Here is a 21,289-nt window from a genome sequence, read left to right as displayed (position 1 = left end):
AAAGCTCGGTACTGATACCGGGCTTTTTCATATTCTATAGCTGCATCTATGGTTGTTTACTTTTAAATAAGAAATCCTCATACTCTTTTTCATGATTTGTCGTCACGGAAAGATTCTGCAGCGCTCGATGAAATTGTTGATAATCTAAAGCAAATAAGAATTGATTTTCTAATCCGCTTGCGGTTAAAATCCCGAATTCCCAGACTGCATTATAATCACGCTTATTTAGAGATTTTGCCATCAGATCAAGAACCTTCAGTATTTCCGTACATACTATCACATTATCTTTTGCATAGTGGCGAATATATCCAAAAGCATTGTATAAATAATGGCTAAAATCTCGTTCTTGTAAAACGACGCGCAGATTATTTTGTTTATCTACCAAATACTTTGAAAAAATGGATCCACGTGAAATCGTAGTAAGAACTTCACCTAGTTGATAGATGGAGTTAATCGCTGTTTTTGGATCATTATTTCCAAGCGATCTAATCGCAACTTCCACAAGTTTATTAATACTAAATTCGATATCTTGAACTTCTGTTTGCCTTCTTCCAATACTGATGAGCGCTAAATATTTTTGTTCATCCACTTCATTCTCACCTTTTTTCCAATAGGTGATAAATGGCGTTGTAGCATACACATAGCTTCCGATCGCATACTCCAATCGTATGACAATATCATCTCGCTCAGCTTCTCTCATGATAGAAATGAAATCCACCAGTTGGATAAAACCCGATTTGCGCGCTGAGATTGTATTGCCGCTTTCTTCACATATCTCACTGTTTACCGTAGTTAAATCATCCACTTTATAAGGATCCACTTCGTCCTCTAATGTACTCTTTACGATGTACAACGCTTCATTCTTCATGTCATATGTCATCTGATTCACTTGAAGCCAAGCAACAGCATGATTGATAAAAAAGATAAAGGTTCCCATTGAAAATGCAGCAATAATAGCCGCCGCCAAAGGAACAGCAAAATAATATTCGGCCATTCTTTTGTTCAAAAATAAAAAACTCAACAACATATAAATAAAACTTGAGGTAAATATACCTAAAACACGCTGAGTTGATTTACTAGCTATAAAGTTTTTCAACATACGAGGAGAAAACTGTCCAGAAAACGTCGTAAACACAACTAAGATCAAGTTAAACGTGAAAGTGGTCAAAGTTAGAGTTGCAGCGGTAAGCGTTCCTACTAGATTTCGTGTAAGATCATAATCGACTGCAAAAAACGGACGCATTTGATCTCCTAAATCGTACTTTAGATCAGTCGTTAATGTGGCAGTCACTAATAGTGCAGAAAATATCATGTAGAGCACGGGAGTAAACCACATATTTGATTGCACCGTATGTGATAGTTCCCTCTCCGACATTTTTGTATATTTCTTTAAATAATTATCTAACAGGTTCAATCTAAACATGTGTACATCCCCTTAGAAGTAAAAACAACAGTTATTTGGGAACACTCCAGATACAAGTAGCTCCTACCCTATTTTGCCCTATTAAAAAAAAGTCAAACTTTCTATCGGTTTATCACAATAAAAAAAGCAATTCTATTGAATAGAATCGCACGTCACTTCTGGATTATTTTATTGCAGAACGATTGGATGACTCGTCTCTCTTCATTACGCTCTTTATACTGTTCACTCGTGTATTCACCGATCACTTTTCTCCAAAATGTTTGTGCAGGTTTGTTCGCTTCTATTTGAGAAACTTGCCAATCTCCTTTATGTTTTTCAAATACCTGATAAGCAGCAAGTTTACCCAAACCACCAAGCCTGAATTTTTTCATGATAAAAAATTCTGAGATCGACCAGTGTTGATTGATCTCCTCTTGTACTTCACTTACTAATACAAATCCTGCTACCTTTCCTTCCCATTCGATCAGATAAGGGAAGCGACGACTTTCTTGCCAATAGTTATCTAAATAAGCATACTGACCAAAAACTCCATTGTCATCGACGTAAATGTCGATAAACTCTGAGAAATCATAAAAATAAAACTGCATAAGATTATGGATCGTTTCTTTATCCCTTAACTCTGCTACTTTTATTACCGGATTCTGTTTGATATGCATACTCATTTCTCCCTATCAATGCTAATTAAATATAATCCTCGCAATCTGGCGAATACCTGTATGCTTCGATGTTCATTCTATTTTTCCCTTTAAATTGCACGCCTTCACTCTCTAACAGTGACTTTTGCGTAAAAAACAATTCCTCATCTTGAATGCCGATCTCACCTTTTGCATTAATTACCCGGTGCCAAGGCAGATCATGCTTCTTACTCAAAGAGTGAAGGATACGCACGACCTGTCTAGCACTTCGCGGATTTCCAGCTACACCGGCAATCTGTCCGTAAGTCATGACTTGTCCCTTCGGTATACTTTTAATGACTTTAATGACCTTCTCAGTAAATGGTTCCATCATTTCTCCTCACTTTTATTAAACAAATAGCCAAACAAAAAAAAGAGTGCTAAATCTACGATCAGACTTAACACTCCTTCGTTGTTTTATTGATACATCAATTGGCGCTGCTTCTTCAACTCGTCATTCGCCAAGTACTCATCATAAGACATTTGCTTATCAAGAATTCCTTTAGGCGTGATCTCGATGATACGGTTCGCAATCGTTTCAACGAACTGATGGTCATGTGATGTGAACATCAATGCACCTTTGTAGCCGATTAATCCGTTGTTCAATGCTGTGATCGATTCTAGATCCAAGTGGTTCGTAGGGTCATCCATGATCAATACATTTGATCCGCTAAGCATCATCTTAGAAAGCATACAACGTACTTTCTCTCCTCCAGATAATACAGACGGCTTTTTCATTACTTCTTCACCTGAGAAGAGCATACGTCCTAAGAATCCGCGAAGGAAGCTTTCCGTTTGATCTTCAGGAGAATATTGACGAAGCCAGTCAACAAGAGTCTGCTCGCTGCCAGCAAAGTACTTCGAGTTATCACGCGGGAAGTACGCTTGAGACGTTGTTACACCCCATTTGTATGTTCCGCTGTCCGCTTCCATCTCACCCATTAAAATTTTAAATAGAGTTGTGATGGCGATCTCTTCTTTACCTACAAAAGCAATTTTGTCGTCTTTGTTCATGATAAAGCTCACGTTATCAAGTACTTTTACGCCGTCGATCGTTTTTGTTAGCCCTTCAACACGAAGAAGATCATTTCCGATCTCACGGTTGATGCCAAAGTTCACATACGGATATTTACGAGAAGAAGGTCGGATATCATCTAAAGAGATTTTATCCAATAACTTCTTACGTGAAGTCGCTTGTTTTGATTTAGATGCGTTCGCACTAAATCGCGCAACGAAAGCTTGAAGTTCTTTGATTTTTTCTTCTTTTTTCTTGTTTTGATCTTGTGCCATACGAAGCGCTAATTGAGAAGACTCATACCAGAAATCATAGTTACCCACATAGATCTGGATCTTTCCAAAATCAAGGTCAGCCATGTGCGTACATACTTTGTTTAAGAAGTGACGGTCATGGGATACTACGATGACTGTGTTTTCAAAATTGATCAAGAAATCTTCTAGCCATTGGATTGCTTGAAGGTCTAAGTTGTTCGTCGGCTCATCCAGAAGTAGAACATCCGGCTTACCGAAAAGAGCTTGTGCAAGCAATACTTTTACTTTTTCAGAACCTGTTAGTTCAGCTAGTTTCTTTGTGTGAAGATCTTCTTTAATACCAAGACCTTTTAGAAGGATCGCTGCTTCTGATTCAGCTTCCCAACCGTTCAGTTCGGCAAACTCACCTTCAAGTTCAGCTGCACGAATTCCATCTTCGTCTGAGAAGTCAGCTTTCATATAAATCGCGTCTTTCTCTTGCATCACTTCATAAAGACGAGCGTGGCCCATAATAACTGTCTGCATTACCTCTTGATCTTCATACTCAAAGTGGTTCTGCTTCAATACGGCTAGACGTTCGCCTGGCGTCATGTGAACGTCACCTGTTTGTGCTTCGATCTCACCAGAAAGAATTTTTAAGAATGTAGATTTACCCGCACCGTTCGCACCAATCAAGCCGTAGCAGTTTCCTGGTGTAAACTTTATATTAACGTCTTCAAACAGCTTGCGGTCGCCGTAGCGAAGACCAACGTTAGTTACCGTAATCATTTGGATATCTCTCCTTTTTATATATAACTGACCAACTATCTCTATCAGCCTACATACATATATTCAAATCCGTATCCTACAAAAATGCATACTTACTGATTGTATCATAAATACGAGAGGTATAACCTTACAATCTTTTACCCACATTGAATTTTTTAAACTTTGCACACATAAAAAAGCTCAGAAGCACAATTGCCTCTGAGCAAATCATCTTTTAAACCGCTGGTGAAGATGGTGCTTGTGTATTGTCCTTTTTCAAAAGCCAATACTGACTGCCAAGCATTAATGCGAACGCTGCAAGACCGATCGCGCTGAACATGCCTTCTGGATAGATCAGCAAGAATCCAATCACAACTGCTCCTATTCTTTCTAACCATGAAAGAGCACGCATCCAATAGCCGATCATTCCTGCCCCAATCGCGATCATTCCTACAAATGCCGTTGAGATCACCCAAATCGCTTCTGTCCATGTTGTATCAATCAACATGAGCTGTGGCGAGATAACGAAAATATAGGGAATGATAAACGCTGCAATGGCAAGTTTTGATGAGAGAATACCGGTTCGTATCGGTTCACCGCCCGAAACCCCTGCTGCGGCAAAGGCTGCCAGTGCTACCGGAGGCGTGATATCTGCGATGATTCCAAAATAAAAGACAAACATATGAGCTGACAGATCAGGAACCCCAAATAATAAAATAGCTGGAGCCGCAATCGTTGATGTAATGACATAGTTCGCCGTTGTTGGTGATCCCATACCAAGTACGAGCGATGCGATCATCGTTAAGATCAATGTCGGAATGAGATACCCACCTGATAACTCTAGCAAACCGTTCGCCATCTTAAGACCTACACCTGTTACGGTGACCACTCCGACGATCATACCTGCCGCTGCTGTAGCCGCTGCAACACCAAGAGCCGTTCTCGCGCCATCTGCTAACGCTTCAAGAAAGAGCTTCGGCCCCATGCGTGTTTTCTTATTGAACATCCCTACCGCGATTGCACTCACGATGGACCACAGCGCAGCTTTTGTTACACTCATACCACTCATAAGCAAGAGAATAACCACAACGATCGGAATCAACAGATACACTTGTTTCATAACTCTTTTCGTTTCAGGCATCTCTTCACGAGATAACCCTCTAAGACCGATACGTTTTGCTTCGAAATGTGTCATGATCCATATTCCTGCAAAGTATAATACGGCAGGAATGGCAGCGGCTTTGGCGATATCCCAATAGGTAATACCGCCTCCGATAAATTCAACCATCAGAAACGCTGCAGCGCCCATGACAGGAGGCATGATTTGACCACCAGTAGAGGAAGCTGCCTCAACTGCTCCTGCAAAGTTTTTATCATAACCTAAACGTTTCATCATCGGAATCGTAAAAGCCCCTGAAGTTACAACGTTAGCAACCGAGCTTCCACTGATCGTTCCTTGTAGAGCACTCGAGAAAATCGCTACCTTAGCAGGTCCCCCAACTCGTCTTCCTGCGATAACGATGGATAGGTCATTAAAATATTCGCCCACTCCTGTCTTTACGAGAAAGGCTCCAAATAAGAGAAACAGAAAGATATACGTTGATGAAACCGCGAGTGGTGTTCCTAAAATACCTTCTGTTGTAAAGAACATCGTCCTTACGATCCGTTCAATCGTCAAACCTTTATGCTCTAAGAAGCCCGGCATATAAGGTCCCATATACGCGTAAAGCAGGAATAGACCTGCAATAATCGTGATTGGCAACCCAACGACCCTTCTCGTTGCTTCTAAAACAAGTAAGATCGCGAGTACCCCTATTAGGAAATCTTGAGTCGTTAACCTTCCGACCCTCATCACAAGATCGTCCATAAATATGTACCAATACGATCCTACCGCTATAGACAAGACAGCCAAGATCATGTCATACCAAGCGACTTGAAAAAGTGGCTTACCTTCTTTTTTCTTTTTAGAAGCTGGAAATAGCAAAAAGATTAAAGTTAGTGCAAAGCCGAGATGAATCGTTCTTTGCAGCTGTGCAGGCAACACTCCGAAAATAGCTGTATAGAGTTGAAATAGTGAAAAGGTAATAAGACCGATGAGTGTAATCCAATAAAGAACACCTTTTAATTTCCGAAACCCTGCTTCCGGATCATACTTTTCCATCAGCTCTTGTACAGCTTGATCTGATATTTGTTCACGCTCGTTATGCTTGTTCTTATCCAAGTTTTTTCCCTCCTATCAACCTTTGCCATATATTCAAGTTGTCTACTTTTATTGAAACCCAAGATCCTTTTTCACTTAAACCAGAAAAGGGATATTCATGACCTTTAAGAAGGAGTGTATGATTGGCTATAATTTGTCCGATTCGAATATCTAATGAAGGAAACGTTCTTTTCATGTTGGATAAAATATAGTTCTCACCCTTTTGTGCAAACACTTCACCTTCATCTGCACCTGATGGCATGCCAACACCAAATTCCTGAAACCTCATTTCAGTTTGAAGAATTTCTTCGTTATGAACTTGATAGATTTCACGAACCGGTGTTTTATGAATCGAGTGTATGTATTCAATACTGAATTCACTACCTTGCTTTGCATCAAAGAAAGCTAACGATTTACCTGTCTTGCCATCTTCAATTACTACTGATTTAAAAAACGGCACAATTGAAGCAATCGCTAAAGACAATAAGATCAGTATGCTAATAAAAATTTTCTTCATAAGAATACATGGACTAAAGAATACTCTCTTAGTCCATGCTCAACACCTCTTATTTTAAGATTCCTTTTTCTTCAAAATACTTTTTAGCTCCAGGATGGAAGTCGATTCCCATACCGTTTACTGCATTCTCAGCAGAGATAAGCTCTCCTTTTGCATGACTGATCTTATCTGTGTTCTCAAAGATTGCCTTTGTGATCGCATACACCGCATCATCTTCCATATCTTTGCGAACAGTTAGCATGGAAAGTACGGCTACCGTTTTTACGTCTGCTTCGATCTTGTATGTTCCGCTTTTAACGGTATCTTCAATATAATACGGATGCGCTTCGATCAGCTCTTTAATCTTGTCATCTGAAATCGGTACGATCGTTACAGGTTTTGTTGCAGATAATGCATCCACAGCTCCTGTTGGCGTGCCTGCTGTGATAAAAGCCGCTTGGATGTTCTTATCTTGAATACCTTCCGTAGACTCATCGAACGATAGATGCTGAGCATCAATGTCTTCCATTGTCATACCATGAATCTTTAGAATTTGTTCTGCATTAGCAAAAGTTCCACTACCTGGCGCTCCAACTGAAACCTTTTTGCCTTTTAAGTCTTCAACACTCTTAATCCCGCTATCTTTTAATGTAACGATCTGGATCGTTTCAGGATATAGTGTCCCGATTCCCGATACTTGGTCAACTTTTTCTTCAAACATTTCCTTGCCTTCTACTGCATAGCTAGCTATATCTGTTTGTGTGAACGCTACATCAGCATCACCATCTTGAAGCAGCTGCATGTTCTCTACAGATGCACCTGATGCCTGAGAGTTTGCTTCAACATCTAACTCATCCTTCACAATCTTCGCCATCTCTCCACCTAGTGGATAATATGTACCACCTGTACCACCTGTTACAATACTGATCTGATCAAGATTTAATGAAGCGCTTTTTTCACCAGAGTCTTTCTTTTCAGATGGAGTCTCAATTTTTTGACCACAAGCCGCTAGTGAAAATGCTAGAATCATTACGAAAAATAATGCGATCCCCTTTTTCATATTCTTCCTCCTTTTGGAATAATTTGGTCCATTCTTAAAGTTTAGCATATGCTACGTTAAAATTGCAGAATAATTATAATTTTTAGAAATATAATCAGTGCACAAAAAAAGAGCGACCGAAGTCACTCCTTTTTAGATTAGCTTACGAACGCACGAAGCATCCAATTATGTTTTGCTAAGCTTTCACGAACGGATAATAACATGTCGTGCGTTACCTCATCACCTTCACGCTCGGTTACTTCCATTCCTTCTTTAATCTCAGCGATCAGTAGTTCAAAATCGTTAATAACGTTTTGAACCATAACTTCTGCAGATTCGTTTGTATTCGCTTCTTCTACCGTTGCCAACTCTAAGTATTCTTTCATCGTTGCAACTGGTGTTCCTTTTAGTACGAGCAGTCGCTCAGCTAATTCGTCAATGTTCGTTGCCGCTTCATTATAGAGCTCTTCAAACTTTTCATGAAGTGTGAAAAAGTGAGGTCCTTTTACATACCAGTGATAGTTGTGTAGTTTTACAAACAACACATTCCAGTTAGCTACTTGACGATTCAATACTTCTTGAATGGTATTCATCGTATCATCTCCTTATTTTGTTTCTTCGTTTAACACACGGTTCAATCTCTTGCGAAGCATGTCCATTCCGCTTCCACCAGCTTGGAAGTGACGAAGCTTACCTTCTTTATCAAACACATAGTACGCAGGTACATATTTGTTTTCAAAAGCATCGGTTAATTTATGCTCGCTATCTACATAGATAGGCTGTGTGATGTCATGTCCGATTGCCATCTGTTCGATAACGCTCATGTCTAGATCATTTTCTGATCGCGGCATGTGAACAGCCACTACGTTTAGATCGTCTTCATATTCATCGCGAAGTTCGTTAACATCAGGCATCGCTTCTTTACACAATCCACAGCTTACGGACCAGAAGTGAATTAGTGTTGCTTTTTCTCCAACCAATTCTTCCTTTGTTACTTCTTCATTTAACCAAGTTGTAGCACCATCAAGTTCAGGCATTTGTTCACGTAATTTCATCTAAAATTCCTCCAAAAATTGTTCGTTAGTTTTATTCTTAAGTAATTGCAAGATGTAGTTGATTTCCGTTCCAGGTTGCTCGCTTTCCGCGGGGCAGGCGGTGAGCCACTTGCCGCTTTGCGCCTTTAAGTGTCTCACCTGACCGCTTGTCCCGCAGGAGTCTCGCACCTTCCACTCCAATCAACGTTCAACGAGGAAATTCATTTAATAACCTCGAAGCAATAATATTTTTAAAGTGTCTTTTGTCCTGGCTTCCAGTTTGCTGGACAGAGTCCACCGGTTTGTAACGCTTGAAGAACACGTAGTGTTTCATCAGCATCACGGCCGATGTTGTTGTGGAAAACAACTTGATACATCATCTCGCCCTCTGGATTGATGATGAACATGCCACGAAGTGCAACACCTTCTTCTTCGATCAAAACTCCATAATCACGTGATACACGGTGATTCGTGTCTGCTGCTAGAGGATAATTTAGTTCACCAAGTCCGTTTTCATCGCGACTTGTGTTGATCCAAGCCAAATGCGTATGAACGGTGTCCGTTGATACCCCAATTACTTCCGCATCTAAGTCTTCGAATTCACTATATCTATCTGATAAAGCTGTGATTTCAGTTGGACATACAAAAGTGAAATCCATTGGATAGAAGAAAAGAACGGTCCATTTTCCATCTTCCATGTTTTTTTCTAAGCTTACTTTTTTCGTTTCTTTATTAGGCATGATCGCTTCCATCTCAAAGCGAGGTGCTTGTTTTCCTACCATACGTTCTGCCATTTTAAATTCCACTCCTTTTATTCAAATGATAATGAATATCATTATCATGTGTTGTTCACAATCTTTATTATACTCACTTCTATTTTGAAGTCAATACTAATTTATAATAATTATTAATAAGGAACAAGTATTATGCTCATACATCAAGAAAACAAACAAAAAAAGCCTTACTCTAAGGGTAAGAGTAAGGCTATGCGTTATCTTCTTTATGCTGATGAATTTGACTGGTAATCATCTGTTTGTTTTTCATTAGAATAGGTATACAAGCTGCAAATAGCGCTAAGCCGATTGCAATTGCGATGATTGTTCCATTTCCTTTAATAAAACTGTCACCAAGCAAGTTGTATGCGAGTGTTCCTGGTAAAACGCCAAGCATCGTAGCTAAAATATAGGAGCGGAGTTTAAGTTTAGAGATTCCAGCCACATAGCTAACAACATCGAAATTCAGTACCGGAATGATTCTCAATAAGAAGATGTAAACAAAACCTTTTTCCTTAAGTTGATTCTGCCATTTCTCAATTCTTGAAGGTGAATCTGTTTTTTGTTTGATCCATCTCGCCCCAAGATGTTTGGCGATGTAGAACGATAAAATGGCACCAATTGTAGCTGAGAAAACTGTATAAACAGTTCCCCATACTACCCCGAATGCTAAACCACCTGCAAGTGAAAGAACAGAGATTGGAAATAGAGTAAAAGGCCGGATTACATTTACAATGATATAGACGATGGGAGCTACCATCCCAAAGGACAATACCCAATCACGCAAAGACATGGGGGTTATTTTAAAGACAAAATGGTTAAGAGCAAATAAAAACAGAACAATCAATAAGATTGCGGTGATCTTTACCAAAGTACTTCTTTTCATATAACCCCCCTCTTTGCCGTTTTTTTCTTACTTTTAATATTCCTGTTTCTGAGAGTTTGTAAACGTTAGCGCTGTTCGGCTTTAATCACGATACCGTTGCCTGAAGGGTCTTTTAACAAAATGGTTTCCGACTCTATATGATATGGAAATTGCTCACGTTCTAGAGCACTTAAAACTTTTTCGACTTCCAACTGCGATGGAACGATGATTTCATAATGAAGAAGTCCTGTAACATCATCTCGATTTGACTGGCCATCTCTTCCGTTCCAAATATTTACGGCAATATGGTGATGATAACCTCCAGCGGAGATGAATAAAGCATGGTTCCCCATCCTTGTCTGTTCTTCAAAACCTAATATGTTCATGTAGAAAGTTTCGGCTTCGGCTATATTTAGTACATTCAAATGCACATGGCCCATAACCGTGTTTTCTGGCAGGCGATTCCAAGTCTTTGTATCTCTTTCTGCTAAAAGACTTTGTACGTCTAATGGTTCGCTGACAGCAGGTAATTTTCCTCTTTCATCTCGTCGCCAATCTTCGCGATTAACATCTCTATAAATTTCAATTCCGTTGTTCTCAGGATCTTGTAGATAGATAGCTTCACTAAACCTGTGGTTAGATGCTCCTAGTAAGTGTGTATTTGTCTCAATAAAATGGTAAAGAACATTTGCAAGATCTGTTCTCCTTGGTACAAGCAATGCCAAGTGATATAAGCCTGCACTTTTTATTGGTCTCGCACGAAGCTCAGGATTACCTTCTAAAATGATAAGTGGCGTTTTGCCGTCTGCTGTTAATTCCACGATAGATTTCCGTTTTGTTAACACTTGTAGACCAATCGTTTCTGTATAGAAGGTAACAAGCTTCTCCAAATTTCTAACTTTTAAAGTCACACTTCCGATATGAGTTTTTTCATGAATAGGCGTCATCTTTCTTCCTTCTTTCCTATTTAATAGTGAAATTATTTATGTTATACGTAATTTAATTACTTTATGTAAGTAATTATAAAATAGTTATTAACAAACTTCAACCAGAAAAAAGAAAATGAGAAAAAGAGGCTGATCGTCTCAGCCTCCTATATAGGACATTTCTATTTTTTTTCTTTCGCTCATTCCCTGTTCTTTTCTTTCATCTGAATAGCGGTCAGATCGATTTCGCCATATTTGAACAATACGGTTATACAGATCTTCGTCAGTGGCACCGTCTCGTACAAATTCTTTTAAATCAGTCCCTCGCCCTGTGAAAAGGCACGTGTACACTTTTCCGTCTGCAGACAATCTTGCTCTTGTACAAGTCGAACAAAACGTATCACTGATTGAGGATATAATACCGATTTCTCCCTGACCATCGGCATACTGATACCGTTTGGCTACTTCTCCATAATACTTACGATCAATGGGCTTTAAAGGAATCTCTGAATCAATCATCGTTAAGATCTCATTCTTTGCAACGACATCATCCCAATTCCAACCGTTTGAAGTCCCCACATCCATATATTCAATAAAACGCAAAACATATGGCGTATCTTTAAAATAACGAGCCATCGGGAGAATCTCTTTGTCGTTAATTCCCTTTTTGACCATCATATTTATTTTGACAGCAAGACCCGCTTCATGTGCAGCTTCTATTCCTTTTAAAACAGGTGATACGCCTACACCTCTTCCATTAATAATGCCAAACAGATTGTCATCAAGCGTATCCAAACTCACTGTTACTCTGTCCATTCCTGCTTTCTTTAAAGAAACAGCCATCTTAGGAAGAAGCACGCCATTGGTCGTTAACGCAATATCTCGAATTCCCTCTATAGCCCGAAGACGCTTTAACAGATCTGGCAGGTTTTTTCGAAGTAAAGGTTCACCGCCAGTAATTCGAATTTTTTCCACACCTGCCTTTGCAAACTGGGAAGCAATACGTATGATCTCATCGAAAGATAATAACTCAGTTCGTGTTAAGAATGGATAATCTGGTCCGAAAATTTCTTTAGGCATACAATAGGTACACCGAAAATTACATTGATCGGTTACCGAGATCCGCAAGTCCTGAAGCGGACGATGCAATCGATCAGTGATTCCATTACTTTCATTCATATCATCACATCATTTGTTTTAGTATTTTTATCAATGTACCACGAATAAAAGGAAGTTAAAACCAGAATTACTTACAAAACTCAGCTTCTTTAAAGAGAACGAGAATAGTTCATAATCACTATTTAAAATTTTAAATAGACCATTATTACCAAATTTTCTCTACTTGCACTTCACTATTCCTTGTTATAACAGCTTTCTAAGAGCATACCGAATATTTAATCATTTCCTTTTTCTTGTTCTACTTGTTTATTGGTTAGTAAAATGTTACGATAAATAAGAATTATTTTTGTTCGATTGTACAGGTAGACCTATTATCTTGATATTTTTGAGCAGAGATAGTATTATTGTGCGGTTTGGCACGACAGGAGGCAACAAAAATGGAACAAGGTAAAGTTAAATGGTTTAACGCAGAAAAAGGTTTCGGATTCATCGAGCGCGAAGGTGGAGACGATGTATTCGTACACTTCTCAGCTATCCAAGCTGACGGTTTCAAATCTTTAGACGAAGGTCAAGACGTAACGTTCGAAGTTGAACAAGGACAACGCGGACCTCAAGCTACTAACGTACGTAAAGCTTAATAAACCAATAGATAAACAGGACTCTTGAAAAAGAGGCCTGTTTTTTTTTATCCCCAAAAGTCATAATCATCTTACTCAAAATTTTTTTCAGTAAATTCAAACATGTGTTAATTGTTTTTGTTAAAATATATTTAACGTCTAAAATAATTAGGAGTTCAAAATGGATCTTCAAATGAAGCAGAAACAAGATCAAATTGAAATCGGTACACGAATTTCTGAAAATGCACCTCAAATTGCAGAGAAGATCATGAATAACATAAAAGATAGCAACGCATATGTTTCCCTTCAACAAAATGCTCCATTGAATAATAACGAAGAACTTCAACAGTCCATTGCATTCATTCGACTATTGGGAGATGCAGTTTCTGGAAAGGTCTCAGACTCCAAAAAAACGATTTATGAGTGGGGAGAAAATATTGGCATGCTTGCTGTACATTCTGGACAGCCGCTAGATGTCACACTTGAAAGTACGTCTTACTATCGCGATGTGATCTGGGATTTTATAAAAGAAGAAGGTTCGTTGCAAGCAATGTCTCCACACTCGGTATTGCATATTTCTACGACGATTAATCCTATGATTGATTACGCTGTACAAGCGTTCAGCAAATCTTATGTAAATAATTACAGGGAAATGACGAAACAGTTCCATCTATCTCTTCAAGAACTATCTGTTCCTGTTGTGCCTCTTTTTCCTGGAGTTGCCGTTCTGCCCGTCGTCGGCGATATTGACACGAACCGTGCAAAGCTCTTACTCGAAGCTACGCTGCAACAGTGTTTAGATCATGAAATCACTTCTTTAGTTATCGACCTATCAGGTGTGAGTTATATTGATACGATGGTCGCTCACCGACTTTTCCAACTTGTCTCAACGCTAAAACTTTTAGGAGTCAAAACAACTTTAACCGGTTTAAGCCCTGAGATCGCACAAACATCAGTAAGCTTGAATTTAGATTTTGATGAGATCACGTTAAAAGGAAACCTGCTTCAAGCATTGGCTGACTTTGGGTATGGTAAATTGGATAAAACAAATAAAAAAACAAAAAGAACAGACTCTAATTAAGGGTCTGTTTTAATTATCTTTATGATTTTCCACTTTTTAATTCTTCGAGCTCATTTAGAAGTGACTCAACCATCTCATCACATTTTTTTAGCTCATTATTAAGCATACTGATGGTCTCTTCTTCCCAAGAAAAAGGATCACCGTTTTCAGGTGTGACTGGAATGCCTTGATAGATATCTCCTTGTTCTCGTTCATCAGGCTGAAAGTAAATGGCTACTTCACAGATAGGATTTCCTAAGGCTATCCTTTGACGCAGCGAGACTTTTCCATAACCAAATTTTCGTGCTGCTATTCCACCAAGTACACTGGATGTCATTTTGCATAAGTGCGGTGCATCCTTAACAAACTCCCCGAAAGGACACTCTTTTGCACGAACTATTACATGGTCAGGCTTTACACTGACAATCTCAAAATGCCCGCCGATGGAATTTTTTAAATCCACAATGACATGAACGTATTGATCAACTGTCCAGTCTAATGGATCATCATAAAATCTTTCTATCCATTCGCCGGTCCGTAGACCTAGCTGCTCAATATATCTTTCCGCAGCGGGACCAATTGCTTTTTTATGAATATGGGCATATTGAGTAATGAGTTTTGCTAAAAAAGTGTGTCCATTCAATTCACCTTTTGAAAGGTTCATACTGCATCTACCCTTTCTTTTGAATTACATGCTGTTTCACTTATTTTGGCAAGATATGGACAACACTCTTTGGATACCCGAATGAGATGGTTTAAAACATTATTTTAATTATCCAAGTAAATTATTTTTGTGACTTTTCCCAATAAACCATATCGTTTACCTCTCTTATGATCATAAATCCTGATTTTTTCAGTACTTTTACAGATGCAGTATTGCTTATTAGACACTCTGCAGAAATTTTTTCAACTTCTGGATGTGAAGAAAGCCACTCCGTGAATCCAATTACCATTTCAGTGGCATACCCTTTGTTTCGTGCTTCACCTACCATGCCATATCCAATCTCAACTCTCCCCTTCTCATCTGGTGGAGCTTTGCATCCTATTTCTCCAAATAGTGTACGTGTTTCCTTGTCAATGGCTATTCTGCCCCATGCACTACTATCAGGCGTTTGTTGCAGCTTGTCTTTTTGAATCTTGATCAACTTCATATATTGCGGACTCGGCCACTCTTTGGATACATTGTAGTTTAGTAAATTGATTAGATCTTCTTTACTCTTAAGTGTGGCCTCCGCAAGTTCATAAGTAAAAGGTAGTAATAGAAGACGGTGCGTTTCAATCATTTTTCTTTTCCTCCTCTGCCAGGGGCTAATCGTTTTAACTATACTTAATAAATGTGGGGTATATGGTACCTTCTCTTAAAAGTATTCGTTTATAAACAATAATCCCCTTGTACTTAACCCTTCCGTATTCATTCAAGAACTTTGACACGTGTAACTACTTAAACTAAGTAATAGAGTCAATTGATCTTTTTCTTAAAATTTCTTTTCTTTAAATTACTTTAAATGCAACAACTTTCTCGTTATTTAAGATAAAATGAAATAAAATTAACTTAGTTAAACATAGCTTAAATAAAGGAGATAACGATGAACTTAGAACAAATGAAATATATTGTAGAAGTGGCCAAAGAAAGTTCGATTACGAAGGCGGCAGACAAACTACACCTATCTCCTTCAGCGATATCACAATCTATCACTCAACTTGAAAAAGAGTTTGGCGTTACCATTTTTACTCGGTCTAGACAAGGTACAATTCCCACTACTGATGGAAAATTCATTGTATCAAAAGCCTATGAGATTCTTAAGAAGATGCAAGAGCTTCATGAAGAATTAGCAGATAAACAACATGCAAAAAAACATGTTTTAAAGGTTGGTTGTGCACCAGCTTTAATGTACATCGTGTACGATGCCTTCTTATTGTTTCATGAACAATTTCCTGAAACGAACGTTATGATTAGAGAGATCGATCAAGATCATATATTAGAGGAAATGAAGAACGGACATATTGATATTGGATTAAGTCCATTTACCGATTATGAAGTATCCAACCTTCAGCATGAAAAAGGAGTGGATTATGAACTGTTGTATACGGGACATGTTTGCGTTTGTGCAGGCAAGAAATCTTCGTTGTATTACAAAGATTTTCTTACTCCAGATGAGTTGAGTGATGAGAAACTGGTAATTTACAATTCAAAAGGCGGTATAACATTCAATGACAAATACGTAAAGAACGAACAGATTCTATTCTCATCCAATAATATTGAAGTCATGCGTTCTGCGATCTTGGATGGACATGCTTTTTCTTTTGTTTTTAATTTTACTTTCAAAAACAACGCAGATGTAAGAAACGGCAATTTAGCGATTATTCCGTTTATGCAGCCTGATCTGATCTACCAAGACTTCTGGACATTATATCCTTTAACAAAAGGACTCTCGACAGAAGCGAAAGAATTTAAAGTGAAGGTTAAATTTCTTTTAGACCAGTAATCTCAATATCTTATTTTACAGATGGATTCTCCATGATTGCTTTTTGATAAAGGTAGATTAGTTTGTCCAGCTTTTGACTCTGTTTGACGAGATCAGCATCTGAAAAATCATTGGAGCTTGGTTTAAGATCATACATTTCTTGACGGCAGATTTTAATTTCTTGCAATAGTATATTCAGATCAACATCCATGAATGATTTCCTTTCTATCTACACAATACTTCCAAATAAATGGATATGCATTTATGATAGTTGTTCTTTGTTTTTATGTAAATTTAGAAATAGTTAAAGACCACTAATCTATTCTTAATGTATCTTGTGTTTTATTATTTAAGTAGCTTATTTCTAAATGACCAACATCGCTGTCCAGCTGATTGGAGTGTAAGGTGCGTGCGTGCCTGCCACCTGAAGTACATCTCGCAAGGCGTGCGACGAGAAAGCTTACTCCTCTAGCATTAACTTGTAGACGCAGGAGCAAGGAGCATAAAGACGGGACAGGTGAGATACCTTATGGCGCAAAACGTCAAGGTTGCTCACCGCACGCCCCCCGAAAAGCGAGCACCTGGAACGGAGATCAACAATATATACGAAAAGAGAAGCTCCATTCAAGCTTATGGGCTTCTCTTTTCTTTTGCACATTCTTTATATTTTCTCTTCTACCCTATTAATGGAATAAACACCTCATTCAATGGACATACCTAGTAAAAAACGAGGGAGGTCTGTTGCATTGAAAAAAGAAGGAAATTCACAAATAGACCACTCCCCATTATTAAGTAACAGTCTTTCTAGCAATCTGGAAGGGATTCAAACTACGCTCGGTCCAACACCTGATTTAAAAATGCTACAGTACGAAATCAGAAATACACCTTTAACTATTCTGTATATGGCAGACTTAGTTGATTCAGATAAGCTGCAGAACATCTTAAAATCAATTAAATATATAAAATACGCACCACCTGTGGATTCGTCGTTGTTTGAGCAAATGTATTCGGATATCTACCTAACCGCTCAAACCGCTAAGATATCGAAAACGAAAGATGTGATCAACCATCTTTTGAGCGGCAAAACCATCATCTTATTGGATTCCATAAACGAAGGCTTTAGTGTGGATACGTATGGCGGCAAAGTTCGGGCGATCGAGGAACCACAAACAGAATCTCTTATTCGTGGGCCTAAAGTAAGTTTTACAGAAGAGATCGGTGTCAATATCGCGATGATTCGTAAACAGATCACAGATGAGAACCTGAAGATAGAGACTTTTGTGATTGGTGAACGAGGGAAGAAAAAAGTAGCTTTATTGTATATAGGTGATGTGATCAATCCTGCAATCGTAGAAGAAGCAAGACATCGTTTACAGCATATAAGCATTGATGCACCTATCGACTCAGGGATTATCGAACAATCGATAGAAGACAACTTTCTATCTCCCTTTCCGCAGTTTATTAGCACGGAACGTCCTGATAAAGTTGCACTCTCACTCTTGCAAGGAAGATTAGCGATTATTCCTGATCAGACAGCAAACGCACTGATCGCACCCATTTCGATTCTGGATACGGTTCATTCTCCTGAAGATTATTATGAAAGATGGCACATCGGGTCACTGCTGCGCATGCTGCGTGCTTTTGCTGTTTTCATCTCACTATTTCTTCCATCCTTTTATATAGCCCTTGTTTCCTTTCATCAAGGCTTAATTCCGTCACGTCTCGCATTTTCAATTGCCGCTTCGCGTGAAGGGGTTCCTTTTCCAGCATTTGTTGAGGCTCTGATGATGGCGATCACGATGGAACTTTTACGGGAAGCAGGACTGCGTCTTCCGAAACCCATCGGACAAACGATTGGTATCGTAGGAGGAATCGTTATTGGAGAAGCTGCTGTTCAAGCTGGAATCGTTAGTACCGTAATGGTCATCGTAATTGCAATCACTGCAATCGCTTCTTTTACATTACCGGTCTATAGCATGGGTGTAACCTATAGAATCCTCTTGTTCAGTTTTATTTTTGCTGCAGGCATGATGGGACTCTATGGAATTTCACTTGCTTTTATTGTACTTGTCATACATGTAGTCAATCTGACCAGTCTAGGTATTCCATACGCCGCACCTCTTGCCCCTATCTTTATCAACGACTGGAAAGAGCTATTCCTACGCTTGCCCATCTCTTTTATTAAAAAGAGACCTGTTTTCTTAGATACAGTAGATGAAGTCCGTTCAGAGAAAGAGGAATAAACTGTGAGCAAAGTCAAATACACCGATCGTTCCATTAGTGCTAAAGAATTAATGTACGCAGTAGCTTCCATGGTCATTGGTGTTGGTATCTTTAATCTGCCTCGCTATATCACGACCGTAACAAACGGCATCGACGGTGTGATCAGCATTCTTGTAATGGGGGGAATAGTGCTAGGTATCGTATGGATCATGGGTCAATTCGTTCGAATGTTTCCGGGTAAAGGCATCTATGAAATTTTGCTAGGAATCATCCCAAAGCCACTCGCCCTGCCTTTAATCATAATTTATGGTGCATTTTTTGCTTTATTAGCAGCCTATGAAATACGAGCAATCGCAGAGATAACGAAGAAATATTTGTTGCCAAACACGAGCTCTGATAGTTTAAGTCTGCTTTTTTTGCTTGTTACGCTATATGCGCTTTTTGGTTCTCGTACAGCACTCATTCGTATAAACTCGATGTTTTTACCTGTCGTATTAATCGTGTCATTGTTATTAGTTGTTTTAAACATTCGAATCATGCATCTAGATAATTTTTATCCGCTGCTCACAACAGATTTGCAAGGCTATGGATCAGGCATGATCAATATATTCTTTTCGTTCACCGGCATCTCTATAATCTTAAGCTATTCTTACCTTGTTAATGAACCTGATAAAGCATCATCAGCTGCGGTGAAAGGTGTATTTATTTCCATTATCATCTACACGCTGGTCTTTGTTTCGTGTGTGGCTGTCTTTTCTAATCTCGGAACTGATTTTTTAGAGAATCCAACGATCGAGCTAGGTAAGGAGATTGAACTTCCTGGAGGTTTTTTTGAGAGATTCGAATCTGTCTATTTCACCATCTGGATCATGACGATCTTTAATACAACATCGATGTCTATTGATTCTTCACTCGTCGTCTTAGAATCTCTATTTAAAAAAGCAAAGAAAGAGACACTGATCGTCATCTTATCTCCTATCATTTTCTTCGTCTCAATGGTTCCGATTGGCATGGAAGGTATGGAAGCGATGGGAACGTTTATCGGACGACTCAGCTTAGCATTAATTGCAATCGTGCCTGTCCCTCTTTATATTATCGCTAAGATTAGAGGAGTGAAATCATGAAGAAGCTTTGTTATTTGCTATCAACCCTCCTCCTTATTAACTTGTTACAAGGTTGCGGAGCACGAGAGATCGAGAAAAAGGCTTTTGTGATTGGTGTCGGAATCGATCAGGAAACTATGGGTGATGATTCGAATCAACCAATGATGAACGGAACCTTTCAAGTGGCTGTCCCAAGGTCCCTAAAACCTGAAGTAACGAACGAAAAAGCGTATCAAAACTTTCAGGAAAAAGGACATGATATATCTGAACAAATATCAAAAATTGCTCAATTCTCGAATAAAGAGTTATATTTTGCCCACAACCAGATCATATTGGTTTCAGATAAGGTTGCAAGACAACCGGAAAGAATGGAGCGTCTGCTAGATTTTTTTGTCAGACATGAAGATATTAGGCGGAGTGTACGTGTCTTTATTACAAAAGGAGACACGAAGCAGTATCTTGACGTTGAGAATAACGAAAAACTGCCATCACTCTATATCGATACACTGTCTGCTAATGTACAAAATCATTCCCGTACTGCGAGCATTAAGAGGTTAGGAGATCTGCAGGAAGACCTGTTAGCTCACCGTTCTTTCGTCCTGCCAGTGTTACATTATAAGAATACAGAAGAGATCAAGCTTGGTGGTGCCGCTATCATAAAAGGGGAATCAAGCAGATTAACGCAAATACTTAATGAAAAAGATACAGAAGCTATGAACATTTTGAACGGTGAATTTCAAAAAGGTATGCTTTTTTTCGAATTAGATGAGGATCTCTACATCTATAAAATAGATAAATCGAAAAGTAAGATCAAACTCGTTCCAACTAAAAACGATCAGCTTACATTCACGATCAAAATCAGCCTAGAAGGAGAGATTCAAGAAGTCAATAAACAGATGGATTCACGTACCGTTTCAGCAGATCATGTGAAAAAAGAAGTAGAAAAACAGGTCGCTAAAAAAACAGAGTCATTTATTAAGAAACTTCAGAACCAATATAAAACCGATATTCTAGGTCTCGGTGTCTACATGGAAAAGCATCATCATAAAGAGTGGCTAAAACTAAAAAATGACTGGGAAACAGGTGAAAACCACTTTAGCCAAGTGAAGATAAACACACAGATCCATACGACGATTAGCTCAGCAGGAGGTCTACGATAAGCGATGATCGAAATGAATGAATTTTTAACCCGCATTCTTACTTGGCGGTTTATCTTTTTCACCCTACTATCCTTCTTATTTCCATTCACCTATATC

Annotated in this window: 22 protein-coding genes; 6 read left to right on the top strand and 16 right to left on the bottom strand. The window is 38.8% G+C overall.

Going from position 1 to position 21,289, the window contains the following annotated elements; all coding sequences use genetic code 11:
- Nucleotides 1–46: 46 nt before the first annotated feature.
- The 13 genes from IHV09_RS10345 to moaA form a co-directional block, all read right to left on the bottom strand.
- A complete protein-coding gene (locus IHV09_RS10345; RefSeq protein WP_231618253.1) occupies nt 47–1,423 on the bottom strand; it encodes a DUF2254 domain-containing protein in 1,377 nt (458 codons plus the stop codon).
- A 152-nt stretch (nt 1,424–1,575) separates the two neighbouring features.
- The gene (locus IHV09_RS10340) at nt 1,576–2,079 is read right to left on the bottom strand and encodes a GNAT family N-acetyltransferase (RefSeq protein ID WP_197264444.1); all 504 of its coding nucleotides are present in this window, start codon (nt 2,077–2,079) and stop codon (nt 1,576–1,578) included.
- Between the two features lie 25 nt (nt 2,080–2,104).
- Nucleotides 2,105–2,428, bottom strand: a complete 324-nt coding sequence (locus IHV09_RS10335) for an MGMT family protein (RefSeq protein WP_197129239.1) — start codon at nt 2,426–2,428, stop codon at nt 2,105–2,107.
- 86 nt (nt 2,429–2,514) lie between these two features.
- Nucleotides 2,515–4,134, bottom strand: a complete 1,620-nt coding sequence (locus tag IHV09_RS10330) for an ABC-F family ATP-binding cassette domain-containing protein (RefSeq protein ID WP_066397735.1) — start codon at nt 4,132–4,134, stop codon at nt 2,515–2,517.
- 214 nt (nt 4,135–4,348) lie between these two features.
- The gene (locus IHV09_RS10325) at nt 4,349–6,274 is read right to left on the bottom strand and encodes a TRAP transporter permease (RefSeq protein WP_197264539.1); all 1,926 of its coding nucleotides are present in this window, start codon (nt 6,272–6,274) and stop codon (nt 4,349–4,351) included.
- A gap of 52 nt (nt 6,275–6,326) precedes the next feature.
- Nucleotides 6,327–6,830, bottom strand: coding sequence for a DUF1850 domain-containing protein (locus IHV09_RS10320; protein WP_197264443.1), 504 nt, complete (start codon nt 6,828–6,830; stop codon nt 6,327–6,329).
- Between the two features lie 49 nt (nt 6,831–6,879).
- Nucleotides 6,880–7,869: a TAXI family TRAP transporter solute-binding subunit gene (locus IHV09_RS10315; protein WP_197264442.1), complete on the bottom strand. Its 990-nt coding sequence runs from the start codon at nt 7,867–7,869 to the stop codon at nt 6,880–6,882.
- Between the two features lie 137 nt (nt 7,870–8,006).
- Nucleotides 8,007–8,441, bottom strand: coding sequence for a Dps family protein (locus tag IHV09_RS10310; RefSeq protein WP_197129231.1), 435 nt, complete (start codon nt 8,439–8,441; stop codon nt 8,007–8,009).
- Nucleotides 8,442–8,453: 12 nt separating this feature from the next.
- Entirely contained in the window at nt 8,454–8,903 is a 450-nt protein-coding gene (locus IHV09_RS10305; protein WP_066397740.1) for a TlpA family protein disulfide reductase, read from the bottom strand.
- Between the two features lie 230 nt (nt 8,904–9,133).
- Entirely contained in the window at nt 9,134–9,676 is a 543-nt protein-coding gene (locus tag IHV09_RS10300; RefSeq protein WP_197264441.1) for a peroxiredoxin, read from the bottom strand.
- 190 nt (nt 9,677–9,866) lie between these two features.
- Nucleotides 9,867–10,541 carry a TVP38/TMEM64 family protein gene (locus IHV09_RS10295; protein WP_197129228.1) on the bottom strand — a complete coding sequence of 225 codons (675 nt, stop codon included), beginning with the start codon at nt 10,539–10,541 and terminating at the stop codon, nt 9,867–9,869.
- 65 nt (nt 10,542–10,606) lie between these two features.
- Entirely contained in the window at nt 10,607–11,467 is an 861-nt protein-coding gene (locus tag IHV09_RS10290; RefSeq protein WP_197264440.1) for a VOC family protein, read from the bottom strand.
- A gap of 138 nt (nt 11,468–11,605) precedes the next feature.
- Entirely contained in the window at nt 11,606–12,625 is a 1,020-nt protein-coding gene (gene moaA, locus IHV09_RS10285) for a GTP 3',8-cyclase MoaA (RefSeq protein ID WP_197264439.1), read from the bottom strand.
- 377 nt (nt 12,626–13,002) lie between these two features.
- Between moaA and IHV09_RS10280 the strand changes: the two genes are divergently transcribed.
- The gene (locus IHV09_RS10280) at nt 13,003–13,203 is read left to right on the top strand and encodes a cold-shock protein (protein ID WP_066397748.1); all 201 of its coding nucleotides are present in this window, start codon (nt 13,003–13,005) and stop codon (nt 13,201–13,203) included.
- A 160-nt stretch (nt 13,204–13,363) separates the two neighbouring features.
- The gene (locus IHV09_RS10275; RefSeq protein ID WP_197129220.1) at nt 13,364–14,263 is read left to right on the top strand and encodes an STAS domain-containing protein; all 900 of its coding nucleotides are present in this window, start codon (nt 13,364–13,366) and stop codon (nt 14,261–14,263) included.
- A 19-nt stretch (nt 14,264–14,282) separates the two neighbouring features.
- Here the strand turns inward: IHV09_RS10275 and IHV09_RS10270 are convergent, their stop codons facing one another.
- Together IHV09_RS10270 and IHV09_RS10265 are read right to left on the bottom strand one after the other, a co-directional pair.
- Nucleotides 14,283–14,906, bottom strand: a complete 624-nt coding sequence (locus IHV09_RS10270; RefSeq protein WP_197129217.1) for a methanogen output domain 1-containing protein — start codon at nt 14,904–14,906, stop codon at nt 14,283–14,285.
- 121 nt (nt 14,907–15,027) lie between these two features.
- The gene (locus IHV09_RS10265; RefSeq protein ID WP_197264438.1) at nt 15,028–15,525 is read right to left on the bottom strand and encodes a GNAT family N-acetyltransferase; all 498 of its coding nucleotides are present in this window, start codon (nt 15,523–15,525) and stop codon (nt 15,028–15,030) included.
- Nucleotides 15,526–15,828: 303 nt separating this feature from the next.
- On the opposite strand from IHV09_RS10265, the gene IHV09_RS10260 reads away from it, so the two are divergent.
- Nucleotides 15,829–16,728 (top strand): LysR family transcriptional regulator, encoded by a 900-nt coding sequence (locus tag IHV09_RS10260; protein ID WP_197264437.1) that lies wholly within the window; start codon nt 15,829–15,831, stop codon nt 16,726–16,728.
- 10 nt (nt 16,729–16,738) lie between these two features.
- Here the strand turns inward: IHV09_RS10260 and IHV09_RS10255 are convergent, their stop codons facing one another.
- On the bottom strand, nt 16,739–16,918 hold the full coding sequence (locus IHV09_RS10255; protein ID WP_197129209.1) for an aspartyl-phosphate phosphatase Spo0E family protein: 180 nt from the start codon (nt 16,916–16,918) through the stop codon (nt 16,739–16,741).
- Between the two features lie 535 nt (nt 16,919–17,453).
- On the opposite strand from IHV09_RS10255, the gene IHV09_RS10250 reads away from it, so the two are divergent.
- The 3 genes from IHV09_RS10250 to IHV09_RS10240 are packed head-to-tail and all read left to right on the top strand — an operon-like array spanning nt 17,454 to nt 21,193.
- Nucleotides 17,454–18,950 carry a spore germination protein gene (locus tag IHV09_RS10250; RefSeq protein WP_231618252.1) on the top strand — a complete coding sequence of 499 codons (1,497 nt, stop codon included), beginning with the start codon at nt 17,454–17,456 and terminating at the stop codon, nt 18,948–18,950.
- 3 nt (nt 18,951–18,953) lie between these two features.
- Complete coding sequence (locus IHV09_RS10245; RefSeq protein ID WP_197129203.1) at nt 18,954–20,054, top strand: GerAB/ArcD/ProY family transporter; 1,101 nt, start codon at nt 18,954–18,956, stop codon at nt 20,052–20,054.
- The gene (locus IHV09_RS10240) at nt 20,051–21,193 is read left to right on the top strand and encodes a Ger(x)C family spore germination protein (protein WP_197264436.1); all 1,143 of its coding nucleotides are present in this window, start codon (nt 20,051–20,053) and stop codon (nt 21,191–21,193) included. The genes IHV09_RS10245 and IHV09_RS10240 overlap by 4 nt, the downstream gene beginning before the upstream one ends.
- The last annotated feature ends 96 nt before the right edge of the window (nt 21,194–21,289 follow it).

The sequence above is a fragment of the Fictibacillus sp. 23RED33 genome, assembly GCF_015903925.1.
GTDB classification, from domain to species: Bacteria; Bacillota; Bacilli; order Bacillales; family Fictibacillaceae; genus Fictibacillus; species Fictibacillus phosphorivorans.
This window is presented reverse-complemented; position numbering and strand designations above follow the sequence as displayed.